Source organism: Sphaerobacter thermophilus DSM 20745 (genome assembly GCF_000024985.1).
Taxonomy (GTDB): Bacteria; Chloroflexota; Chloroflexia; order Thermomicrobiales; family Thermomicrobiaceae; genus Sphaerobacter; species Sphaerobacter thermophilus.
In genome coordinates, this window is the sequence record NC_013524.1 from 362527 (window position 1) to 374169 (window position 11643).

The window sequence follows — 11643 nt, forward strand, 5'->3', positions numbered from 1 at the left end:
CTAGGGACGCGCGGCAGGGTCTGCGCGGGCGGCGACAGTGAGAGGAGCCGATGGTGGCGCTGGATGAGGCGACGGCGTACCGCTTGGTAATGGAGGCGGTCGAGCGAGTCGGGGGGACGCGGCGGATTCACGGGAACCCGCGGCACCCGTTCTCGTTCGACGCGACGCGCGAGGTCGAGGTTGAAGGCTACACCGTGCTGATCCGGTATGGTGAGATCTCAAGCCCGGCGGTGGCGGAGGTCGAGGGCTACGTATTCGAGATCCTCGCCGATGAGGTGGTGAAGCTCTTCGGGCCGTGAGGCGCGGGGAACGGAGCAGGTCGGTGGTACGGGTGGGGAGGACCGGGGGTCTTCTAGGCCGCGCGGTGCTCGGCGCGGGAGCGGCCGGCGCGGTCGCGGTGGCCGGGTGGTGGCGAGGAGCGCTCACGGCTGACGGCACTGCTGCAGCGGTGGCGGTCGGGACGCCGGTGTTTGCCGTAGGGGGCGGGCGCTGGGCTGCGGTGCTGGTCGGGTTCTTCACGCTGTCGAGTGCGCTGTCCCAGGTGGGACGGGAGCGCAAGGCTGCGATGGCGGCCGTGGCGAACAAGGGATCCCGGCGGGACGCGGGACAGGTGCTCGCGAACGGCGGGGTGGCGGCGGGCGCCGCGGTCGTGGCAGGGATCACCGGGAAACCGGAGGCGGCCTTCCCTGCATTCCTCGGCGCGATGGCGGCCGCGACGAGTGATACCTGGGCGACCGAGATCGGATTGCTGAGTCGGCGGCCTCCGCGGTCGATCGTGACGTGGCGCCAGGTGCGGCCGGGGCTGTCGGGCGGAGTCACCCCACTGGGCCTCGCGGCGGCAGCCGCGGGTGGCGCGACGATCGGGCTGATCGGCTCGCTCGGCAGACCACGGCGGGAGCTGGTTGCGCTGGGGACGCTCGCGGGTCTGGCGGGATCGCTGGCGGACAGCGTCGCCGGCGCTACGGTGCAGGGAGTCTACCGGTGCCCGCGCTGCGGCGAGGAGACTGAGCGGCGGGTCCACTCCTGCGGCACGCCGACGATCCCGGCGCGCGGTGTGGCCTGGATCGACAACGATGTGGTGAATCTTATCGGGTCCGCGGTGGGGGCGATAACGGCGCTGGTGTTGGCGAGGCGCCGGCCCGGCCGCCGGGGATGACGGTCCACGCCCCGGCGGCACGGGACGGGCTGGCCTAGCGGCGCTAGCCGAGAGCGAGGAGCGCCTCACGCGGGTCCGTGCGGCGGCCGAGGAAGATCGGGGTATCGACCTTTGTGTAGACCCGCACTTCCGCCGCGCGGAGCCGCTGGACCATGGCGACAAGCTGCGCTGGGTCGTCGTCCTCCAGCGCGACGACGAACTCCTGATCGGCGATGCCGAACGAGCTTACGGTGTTGGTCAGGATCGTCGGGAACTCCCGGCCTAGTTCTCCGTGGACCAGCATCAGCTCACGGCGCTTCTCGAACGGCAGCAGGTACCACTCCGGCGTCTTGGTGAAGGGGTAGACGCTGAGATACTTCTTCGGCGGCACGCCCTTGAGGAAGGCCGGTCCATGCTCGGGGTCGTACTGGGATGCTGTCGCCAGGCCCAGGTAGGCGTGACGCATCTCCAGGTGCTGCCCGAGCGGCGTGCGGTTGAGGTCGACGGCCAGTGCCTGCAGCGCGTCGACGTCGTCCGCAATGGTCCACAGGATGAGGTCCACGTCCGCGCTGAAGCCCACGGTGGAGTAGGCCGCGCGGAGCGTGACGGTATCGCGGTGCGCATCGAGCGTGCGCAGGAAGGCTTCGCGCCCTTCCTTGCGCTCGGAGTCGGCCAGCGTGCGCCACTCCGGCCGCGCCTTGTACAGCCAGAAGACCGTGAAACGGGTCGAACCGCTCATCAGTGTGGGTACTCCTCTCCTGCACCCAGGTGGGCCAGCGCCCACCATCCGGCCGGATTGTAGCACCGACGGCAGGGGCAGGTCTTATGTCTCGCCGTCCGGGCCGACCACGATGATCGCCATCCGGTCGGGCAGGAGATAGCGGGCGGCCGCGTCGCGGATCTGCTCACGCGTCAGCGCGTTGAGCCGGGCCGGCAGTTGCTCGACGTAATCGAGCTCGAAGCCGTGAAAGGCGATGTCGAGCATGATCGAGGCGATGGCGCCGCTGCTCTCAAGGCTGAGGGGAAGGCTGCCGATGAGGTAGCTCTTGGCGTCGGCCAGCTCCTCATCCTCTACGAGTTCACCGCGGAGACGCTCGACCTCCGCGATGATGCTCTCCACGGCGCGCTCGACGTTGACCGGGTTGACGCCCGCGTATGCCGCCCAGAGTCCACGTCCCAGGCTCGCCTCCAGGGTGCTGTAGACGTAATAGGCCATCCCCTGGCGTTCCCGGACACGGGCGCCGAGGCGTCCCATGAGCCCGAGCCGACCGAGGATGACGTTGGCGACGCGGAGCGCGTGGTAGTCGGGATCAGTCCAGGCCAGGGCCGGGAGGCCGATTGCGATGTCGGCCTGACTCTTGCCGGCGATCTGCTCCTCGCGTCGCACGCGGGAGGGTGGTGCGTCGACCGGCGGGATCTCGGGAGCTGGCACGGAGTCTCCTGATTCCCAGCCCTCGAAGGCACGGGCGACGTGCTCCCAGGCGGCCTCGACGGGCACGCCACCGGCCACCGCCAGGATGGCGTGTCCCGGCCGGTAGAGGCGGCGGTGGAAGTCCGCCAGTTGGTCGCGACTCATGCCGGTAAGCGTCTCCTCCGTGCCGATCGCCCGGTGGTGGTACGGATGCCCCTCCGGGTAGAGCGTGGCGCGCAGGGTGTAGGCTGCCTGGGCACGGGTGTCGTTGAGCATCTGCCGAAGCGCGGTCAGCGACTGCTCCCGTAGCCGTTCGATCTCCTCCTCCGGGAAGGTGGGCTCGAGCACGACCTCCGCCAGCAGTTCGGCCAGCCGCCCGACGTCCTCTTTGAGGCACGTCGCCCGGATGTCGACGTAGTCGCGCCCGGGGCTGACCGACAGCGCGGCGCCCAGGCTGTCGAGCTCCTCGTTCAACTCGGCGAACGTGCGGCGCGCGGTGCCGCGCGGGAGCATCTGCGCGGTGAAGCGTGCCAGGCCCGGCGTCTCGCCGTCGGCGATGGCACCGGCCGGAAGGCGCAGCTCGAGCACCGCCGCGTCGCTGGTCGGATCGTGGTGCCCGAGCAGGCGGAGCCCGCTGGCCAACGTCCGCTCCTGCACGTCGAGCTTCGGCGTGGGGAGGGAGTCGGGGCTGCTGCCCGCTGCATCCGAGAAGAAGTGTGGCCGCACCGGCAGCGGGCCGATATCAGCGGCGGGGGTCGCCGGAGCGGGGGCGGTCGGCTCGAGCCAGCCCACCGTCATCTTGTCGGGAGTGACATAGGCGCGGGCGACCCGGAGCACGTCGTCCGGAGTCACCGCTGCCAGGCGGTCCAGGAAGGTGTCGGGGTCGACTCCGGGTGCCACCGTGTGGAGCGAGCCGAGCCAGTACGCCTGGCTGCTGACGCTCTCCCCGGCGTAGGCAAACTGCGCGCGGAGCTGCTTGATGGCGCGGGCAAGCTCGTCCTCGGGCACTGGTTCCTCGCGCAGCCGGGCCAGCTCCTCCTGGACGATCGCCTCGACGCGCGCAGGCTCGGTGCTCGGCACGAGCGTGGCCGACACGCTGAAGAGATAAGGGTCGATGGTGAGGGAAAAGGACGAACCTGCCGCGCTGCACAGGCCGCTGGCGACGAGAGCGCGGTAGAGCCGCGAGCTGCGCCCCATGCCGCCACCGCCGCCGTAGCCCATCGCCTTGCCGCCGGAGAGGACGGTGTCGAGCACCACCATCGGCAGGGCGTCGGGGTCCTCGGCACGCGGGGCGTGGAAGGCCATCAACAACGTCGCCGTCGGCGCCGGACGCCGCACCACAACGCGGCGCTCTCCATTCTGCGGCGGCTCCACGGTGCGCACCGGCGGCGGCTCCGGGCCGGATGGGATCGCGCCGAAGCGCTGCTCGATCTCGGCCAGGATCGCCTGGGCGTCGACGTCACCGACGACCACCACGGTCGCGTTGTTCGGCGTGTAGTAGGTGCGGTAGTGTCGATACAGGTCGTCCCGCGTGATCTGGCGAAGGTCGGAGGTGAACCCGATGACTCCCTGGCCATAGGGATGCGCGCGGAAGGCCGCCGCGACCACTTCTTCGCGGAGGTGGAAGGTCGGCTGGTTCTCGTTCCCCTCTCGCTCGGAGAGGATCACCGTGCGCTCGCTCTCGACTTCGCTCGGGTCGAAGACGGCGTTCTGCATCCGATCCGACTCGATGTCGGCGCCGAGGAGGATCTGTGGCGCGGGCAGGGTTTCGTAGTACGCGGTGTAGTCGATCCAGGTGAAGCCGTTCAGCGTGCCGCCGTGCTTATTCACCTCGCGGAAGATCTCACCCGGCTGGTAGGTCGGCGTCCCCTTGAAGACCATGTGCTCGACCCAGTGGGAGATGCCCGTGATGCCGGGGACCTCGTTTCGGCCGCCGACACGGTACCAGACCCAGAACGATGCCACCGGCGCACGGTGGACCTCGCGGATGAGGACCGTGAGTCCGTTGTCAAGTGTCGCCTTCAATGTCTGCGCGACGTCCGCCATGTCCCCTCCCACCGGCTAAGCCCTGTCCAAGTCCGCGACGATCATGTCGCCTCCGCAGCCTGTGCGCCTCCGTTATACCACCGCGTCTATTCGCGCTGGTCCGACGCGGGCACAGGAAAGCGCGGAGCCGCACGGCGTTGCGGGCGTGCTGGACGGGGCGATCTGGTCCGCCGCGGATGTGGGCGTGCTCGAGAGCATCTCTATCGAGTCGGGCCGTGGGCACGGGTCGTAGATCAGCCGCAGCCAGGTGCTCGACTCTCCTCGCGCCGTTCACCCGCTCGATCTACTGGCCTTCGTCCGCCAGGTGGCCCGTGCCCGGTGTCTCACCCTGGCCCTGGAAGTTGGCTGCACGTGACTTCAGGAAGTTGCTGTCGGCTCCGCTCTCGTAGATGTGCTCGATGTGCTGCCAGGCGCTCTGAGGAATAGCTTCCGCCACCTCCTTTGCGGAGCGGAATGTTCGATTCGGTAGGTGGTCGGCCAGAACCTGACGAACGGTGGGGGCCATGCGGAAGTGCTCCATAAGCGCCTCGCGCGACCACGCGTGGGACCAGTTCAACTGGCCGAGTTCGCGCTCGATAATATCCCTCGCGCTATGTGGCACGGCAGGCTCCTTTCGTGGTACGTAGGGACCAGGCGATGACGAATCGCACCTCGCGTGCCGTTCCCTGTGGGGTCGCGCGTTGGGGTAAGCTGGACCCGGCGAGGAGGGGACCATGCTCGAACTAGAGATCACCCAGATGCCCGGCCTTGTGCTCCAGGTCGGAGAGGTGGAGACTCAGTTCGGTTCGGTCTGGGTCGCGGCCGGTCCTCGCGGGCTCCGCGTGGTGACCGTCCCGGGCCGGTCGCGCGAGGAGTGCCTGCGAGAGGCTTTGCGTAACGGCCGGGACGCCACCGTGATTGAGGGTGGACCGCTGGCGGAGCAGGCTCGGAAAGAGTTGACCGCCTACTTCGAAGGCCGGCTGCAGCGCTTTACAGTACCGCTCGACCCGGTGGGCACGAACTTTCAGCGGCGGGTCTGGGCGGCGGTGGCGGCGATCCCCTACGGCGAGACGGCAACGTACCGGCAGATCGCCGAGCGCATCGGTCAGCCGCGTGCGGTCCGCGCGGTCGGCGCGGCGAACGGAGCGAATCCGCTGGCCATCATCATCCCCTGCCATCGCGTCGTTGGCAGCGACGGGTCGCTTACGGGCTACGGCGGTGGACTCGCGGTGAAGCGGGCGCTCCTGGACCTTGAGGCACGCTGCCGCGGTGCGCTGCCGTGACATCCGGTGTGGGGCGTCCCAGTATCCCGACCTTCCAATAGCGTAACTTTGTCATCGTGAGCGGGGCCGGCCGGGCGCCAGGCGCGGCTTGGCTGAGGATGACATGGTCACACGACCGATCGCCGCGGTCGCGAGACAGCGCAGGCGATGCGGCACGAAACGATGTGGCCGCGCGGGAACCGGCGCGGCCACGGGTGCTCCATCGATCGGTGCCTGTGTGCGCGTCAGTCCTGAGTCACGAGGCGGCGCAGCACCATCGGCAAGATCCCGCCGTGGCGGTAGTACTCGACCTCGGTCGGGCTGTCGATTCGCACGAGCACCTGGAACTCGAACGTGCTGCCGTCCTCGCGGGTGGCGCGCACGGGGAGCGTCTGGCCCGGCTTCAGCCCGTCGGCGATGCCGCGGATCTCGTACACCTCGCGCCCGGTCAGGCCGAGCCCCTCGGCGCTCTGCCCCGGCAAGAACTGGAGCGGGAGGACACCCATCCCGATCAGGTTGCTCCGGTGGATGCGCTCGTAGCCTTCGGCGATGACGGCACGGACGCCGAGCAGTCGCGTGCCCTTCGCGGCCCAGTCGCGCGAGCTGCCGGAGCCGTACTCCTTGCCGGCCAGCACGAGGAGCGGCGTCCCCTCCTCCTGGTAGCGCATGGCTGCGTCGTAGACCGACATCACCTCGCCCGTGGGCAGGTGCGTCGTCCAGTTGCCCTCCCGGCCGTCGGCCAGCTTGTTGCGCAGCCGGATATTGGCGAAGGTGCCCCGCACCATCACCTCGTGGTTGCCGCGGCGCGAGCCGTAGCTGTTGAAGTTCCGCGGCTGCACATCGTTGAGGATCAGGTAGCGCCCGGCCGGGCTGTTGACCGGGATCGACCCGGCGGGAGAGATGTGGTCGGTCGTGACCGAGTCGCCCAGATAGCACAGCACGCGCGCCCCGGTGATATCGGTCGGCGGCTCCGGCTCCAGCGTGAGGTCCTGGAAGAAGGTTGGCTCGCGGACGTAGGTCGACTCAGGATCCCACTCGAACAGGTCACCCTGCTCAGGGAGCGGGAGTGCCTGCCAGTGCTCGTCGCCGGTGAAGACGTCGGCGTAGCGCTCACGGAACAGCTCCGGCGTGATGGCGCGCTCGATCGTCTCCTGGATCTCCTCACGAGACGGCCAGATATCACGCAGGTAGACCGGTTCACCGTTCGGGTCGTAGCCGATCGGGTCGCGGGACAGATCGATGTTCAACGTCCCGGCGAGGGCGTAGGCCACCACGAGCGGCGGCGACGCCAGGTAGCTCGCGCGGGCCTGCGGGTGGATACGGCCCTCGAAGTTGCGGTTCCCGCTGAGGACCGCGGCGACCACCAGGTCATGCTCCTGCACCGCCTCGGCCACGGGCTCGGGCAGCGGACCGCTGTTCCCGATGCAGGTGGTGCAGCCGTAGCCGACGAGGTGGAAGCGGAGCGCCTCGAGGTACGGCGTCAGCCCGGCGCGGTCGAGGTAGGCGGTGACGACGCGTGAACCGGGCGCAAGGCTCGTCTTGACCGCCGGGTTGACGTCGAGGCCGCGCTCGACCGCCTTCTTGGCCAGCAGCCCGGCAGCGATCATCACCTCCGGGTTCGAGGTGTTGGTGCAGCTCGTGATCGCGGCAATCACCACCGAGCCGTGGTTCAACTCCACAACCTGGTCGTCGATGCGGACGGGCACGCCGCCGGACGGCGGTGCGGCGGTAGCCACCGCCGCCGTCTCCTCGGCGACTGCCTCCAGCGGCTGCGTCGAGGCGGTGCCGCCGGCCGCCGCTTCCCAGGCGCCGATGCGATCCTTGAAGGCCTCGCGCAGGCTCTCGCTGACGCGGGACAGAGGAACGCGGTCCTGGGGCCGGCGCGGTCCGGCCACGCTCGGCTCCAGGGTGGAGAGATCGAGCTCGACGATCTGGTCGAACACCGGCTCGGGCGAGTCGTCGGTGCGGAAGAGGCCCTGCTCCTTGGCATACCGCTCGACCAGGTCCACCAGCTCCTCGCTCCGGCCCGTGAAGCGCAGGTAGTGGAGCGTCTCGTCGTCGATCGGGAACATCGTGGCAGTCGCACCGTACTCGGGCGACATGTTGGAGATCGTTGCCCGATCGGGCAGGCTCAGGTGGCGCACGCTCGGGCCGAAGAACTCCACGAACCGGCCGACCACCCCGGTCTGGCGCAGGAGCTGGGTGACCGTCAGCACTAGGTCGGTTGCAGTAACACCCTCGGGCGGCTCACCCACGAGGCGGAAGCCAACGACCTCAGGAGTGAGCAGGTAGATCGGCTGGCCCAGCAGGACCGCCTCGGCTTCGATCCCGCCGACGCCCCAGCCCAGCACGCCAAGCGAGTTCACCATCGGGGTGTGGGAATCGGTGCCGACCAGTGTGTCGGGGAATGCCACCGTCTCGGAGTCGATCTCACGCGCGGTTACCACAGTGGCCAGGTACTCCAGGTTCACCTGGTGCACGATGCCGGTGCCGGGTGGGACGACCCGGAAGTTACGGAAGGCGCTCTGTGCCCAGCGCAGGAGGGCGTACCGCTCGCGGTTGCGCTCGTACTCACGCTCGACATTGCGCCGGAAGGCGATGCGGGAGCCGAACACGTCGACCTGGACTGAGTGGTCGATCACCAGGTCAGCCGGGACGAGCGGGTTGATGCGTTTCGGATCGCCGCCGAGGCGCTTGACCGCGTCGCGCATCGCCGCGAGGTCCACCACGGCGGGGACGCCGGTGAAGTCCTGCAGGAGCACGCGGCCGGGGAGGAATGGGAACTCACGAACCTCCCGCTCCCCCGGTCTCCACTGGGCGAGCGTCGTGACGTCCTCTGCGCTGAAGGGTTCATTGCCCGCGTTGCGCAGCGCGTTCTCCAGCAGCACCTTGATCGTGTACGGCAGGCGGTCGAGTCCAACAGCGACCTGATCCGCGATGGCGTCGAGGCGGTAGTAGGTCACGGTCTGGTGTGGTGTAGAGAGTTCCGCGCGTGCGCCGAAGGGGTCACGGGTGACTGCCATCTAGTCCTCCCTCTCGTACCGTGAGAGCGACGGCCGGTCGTCCAGTACTCGTCACGCATCGCAAGTGCCCGTCTCGGGCGCGGGCGCGACAAGTCCCATATCCGGCTCGCGCGCCCTGTGTCTCCAGAATACCATGCCTTTCGCAGCAGGGCTGCCGAACGTTGCTGGCCCAGCGGCATGGATCGATGGATCAGGGCACGTCCGGGTTCGGCGGGGCGCGCATGCCACACCGGGCGCGGGCGGCATTCGCAGCCCGCTCCCCGCAGGTTGTTGCCATGCACTATCATGGCACTGCACCGCGGTGGTACTAGCGTGGCATCATGTGGTGACGCCAGCCCGTGCGGAACAGGCATGCGTACCTCACAGATGGGACGACGAGGTAGTGACATGAAGCCACAAGCCGATGGGGCCGATGGGCACGCTCGCCCGCCGTGGCACCCCCCCGACCCGCTCGCGGGCGCCCAGGGGGATACGCAGGCCCGGTCCGATATGCGGAAGCGCCACCGGCGGATCGCAACGATTCTTCTCCTGCTGCTGGAAGCGGCGGGCCTGATCGCGACCGTGGTCGTGCTCGGGCAGAGCGTGGACTGGACGCTGGAGGAGCAACGCTCGGAACCCTCGGTCCTGGCAACGGACTGGGTCTTTCTCGCGGGGACGGGCGTTCCGGTCGCGATCCTGGCGGTGCTGGCGGCGGTGGCGCTGGCGCTGCGCTTCTCGCCAGGGTGGACGCTGGCGATGTTGGCTCAGGGACTCCTGTTGTTCAACTGCCTGGTGACGTACTTTGGGCAACGGCTGGACGTGGTCTATCCGCTGATGGTGGTTGGCATCCTGCTAGTCCTCTACCTGAACTCGTATGCCGTGCGGACGGCCCTGCAGCCTCAACAACCCGCGCCCGAACCTCGGGATGGAGCATGAGCGCTGAGACCGATCTGGCTTTGCTCCGGCGCTTCGAGCCGATTGCCCGCTACACGCGTGGCGAGCAGTTCTACCCGCTCTACGTCGAGCCGTATGTGCGCCGGTCCGGACTCTGGGTACGCCACCGGAACGGCGACTCCGTGTTGCTGGTGCCACCAGGCGAGTTGACGCTCGAACTCCTGGGGCAGCAGCGCGCCAACGGGTTCCATTCAGTCCAGTTCCTCAAGCTGACCGATCCGCTCACCGTCGCGGAGCTCGCGACCTACCGGCTTGAGCGCCTCCGGGAGCGGAAAGAGCCGTCCGAGGTGTTCCACGCAGGGCAGGGGCGGCTGGCGCGAGTCGGCTACATCTCACGTCTCGGCGCTGCGGCCTTCTCTCTCTCCCTCCTGGCGCGGGGGCGGGTGCCCGGTGACACGGCCGCAGCTGCGGCGCTCGTGTACGAGGCAATCCGGCGGGAGCACCCGGAGTTCCGCTACCACGGCCGGGTCGTGCGGCAGGCGGGATGGGTCGTCCTCCAGTACTGGTTCTTCTACGTCTTCAACGATTGGCGCACCGGGTTCTTCGGCGCCAACGACCACGAGGCCGACTGGGAGATGATCAGCATCTACCTGGCCGAATCCCCAGACGGCGAGCTGGCGCCGCAGTGGGTCGCCTACGCCAGCCATGACTATCACGGCGACGACCTACGCCGGCGCTGGGATGATCCCGAGTTGGAGAAGATCGGCGAGCATCCGGTGATCTACGTCGGCGCCGGGTCACATGCATCCTACTTCGCACCCGGTGAATACCTCACCGAGCTCGAGGTGCCCTACCTCAACCGGGTGTCGCGAGTCGTCGAGCGGGTCCAGACGGTCTGGTACGAACGGTTGCGGCAATACCGGGCCAACACCGACTCGGACGAGCAGCGGCGCGGTGTGAACCTGCGTATCCCGTTTGTCGACTATGCCCGCGGCGACGGGTTGGCCATCGGCCCAGGCCAGGAGGCGGAGTGGGGCGAACCAGTGCTGATTGAGCCGCCACCCTCCTGGGTGTCCGGCTACCGCGGGCTCTGGGGCTACCACGCGCGTGACCCCTTCGCTGGGGAGGATGCCCCGGCCGGGCCCATGTACAACCGCGATGGCACCCAGCGTCGCTCGTGGTACGACCCCGTCGGCTGGGCAGGGCTCGATAAGGTCCCGACTCCGCGTGACTTGCTCCCGACCATCTATGGCCGCATCTCCACCATCCGCGGGCGCCAGCAGGAGGCCCTGGCGGCGATCGAGACCAAGCAGCGTGAGCTGCAGGGGATCGGCGTTGAGATCGCCGCGATGGAGGGGCAGCCGCACCTGCGTGTTGCCCACGAAGCGGCGAGCCGCCGCCTCGCGTCTCTCTCCGACGAGGTGGCCCGCCTTCGGGCGCAGGTAGCAGCCGATGAGGCGCTGCTGGAGGCGCTCACCAACCATGCGAAGGACCTTGAGTCCGGCATGCCCACGGACCCGCGGGCACACATCCGTCGGGCTGCCCGCCCCGTGTCGGAGCAACAGCTCCGTGCGGCGCGCTTGGCCGAGATCTGGGCGGCCGTCAGCATCGGCATTCTGCTCATCGGCGTCGTCGCGCTGGCGTACTTCGAGCGGCAGTACCTCTTCATCGGACTCGTCTACGCGGTGGCACTCTTCGTCCTGATCGAGGCGGCCTTCCGCGGTCAGATTGGCCGGCTCATCACCGGGCTGACGGTCGTCCTGGCGCTCGTGTCGACCGGCGTGCTCATCTTCGAGTTCTTCTGGCAGGTCGCGCTTGGCCTCGTCGTACTGGTCGGCCTCTACATCCTCACCGTGAACCTGCGCGAGCTGCGCCGGTAGCGACGGTCGCTGACGTTCACGGCAGCGACGCAGA

General features: G+C 68.8%; 9 protein-coding genes. 5 read left to right on the forward strand and 4 right to left on the reverse strand.

What is annotated here, in order from left to right; all coding sequences use genetic code 11:
- The first annotated feature begins 50 nt into the window (after window positions 1-50).
- Window positions 51-299: a hypothetical protein gene (locus STHE_RS13865; RefSeq protein ID WP_012873218.1), complete on the forward strand. Its 249-nt coding sequence runs from the start codon at window positions 51-53 to the stop codon at window positions 297-299.
- A gap of 23 nt (window positions 300-322) precedes the next feature.
- Complete coding sequence (locus STHE_RS13870) at window positions 323-1156, forward strand: DUF92 domain-containing protein (RefSeq protein WP_012873219.1); 834 nt, start codon at window positions 323-325, stop codon at window positions 1154-1156.
- A 43-nt stretch (window positions 1157-1199) separates the two neighbouring features.
- Here the strand turns inward: STHE_RS13870 and STHE_RS13875 are convergent, their stop codons facing one another.
- The 3 genes from STHE_RS13875 to STHE_RS13885 all read right to left on the reverse strand — a co-directional run bounded on the left by STHE_RS13875 (window position 1200) and on the right by STHE_RS13885 (window position 5193).
- Window positions 1200-1874 (reverse strand): chlorite dismutase family protein, encoded by a 675-nt coding sequence (locus STHE_RS13875; protein WP_148220103.1) that lies wholly within the window; start codon window positions 1872-1874, stop codon window positions 1200-1202.
- Window positions 1875-1958: 84 nt separating this feature from the next.
- Window positions 1959-4592, reverse strand: a complete 2634-nt coding sequence (locus tag STHE_RS13880; protein ID WP_012873221.1) for a M16 family metallopeptidase — start codon at window positions 4590-4592, stop codon at window positions 1959-1961.
- A gap of 283 nt (window positions 4593-4875) precedes the next feature.
- Entirely contained in the window at window positions 4876-5193 is a 318-nt protein-coding gene (locus tag STHE_RS13885) for a hypothetical protein (RefSeq protein ID WP_012873222.1), read from the reverse strand.
- Between the two features lie 112 nt (window positions 5194-5305).
- On the opposite strand from STHE_RS13885, the gene STHE_RS19575 reads away from it, so the two are divergent.
- The gene (locus STHE_RS19575; protein ID WP_012873223.1) at window positions 5306-5854 is read left to right on the forward strand and encodes a methylated-DNA--[protein]-cysteine S-methyltransferase; all 549 of its coding nucleotides are present in this window, start codon (window positions 5306-5308) and stop codon (window positions 5852-5854) included.
- A gap of 224 nt (window positions 5855-6078) precedes the next feature.
- Here the strand turns inward: STHE_RS19575 and acnA are convergent, their stop codons facing one another.
- Window positions 6079-8856 carry an aconitate hydratase AcnA gene (gene acnA, locus STHE_RS13895; RefSeq protein ID WP_012873224.1) on the reverse strand — a complete coding sequence of 926 codons (2778 nt, stop codon included), beginning with the start codon at window positions 8854-8856 and terminating at the stop codon, window positions 6079-6081.
- Window positions 8857-9243: 387 nt separating this feature from the next.
- On the opposite strand from acnA, the gene STHE_RS13900 reads away from it, so the two are divergent.
- The gene (locus tag STHE_RS13900) at window positions 9244-9771 is read left to right on the forward strand and encodes a hypothetical protein (RefSeq protein WP_012873225.1); all 528 of its coding nucleotides are present in this window, start codon (window positions 9244-9246) and stop codon (window positions 9769-9771) included.
- On the forward strand, window positions 9768-11609 hold the full coding sequence (locus STHE_RS13905; RefSeq protein WP_012873226.1) for a coiled-coil domain-containing protein: 1842 nt from the start codon (window positions 9768-9770) through the stop codon (window positions 11607-11609). Before STHE_RS13900 ends, STHE_RS13905 begins: the two co-directional genes overlap by 4 nt.
- Window positions 11610-11643 lie beyond the last annotated feature (34 nt).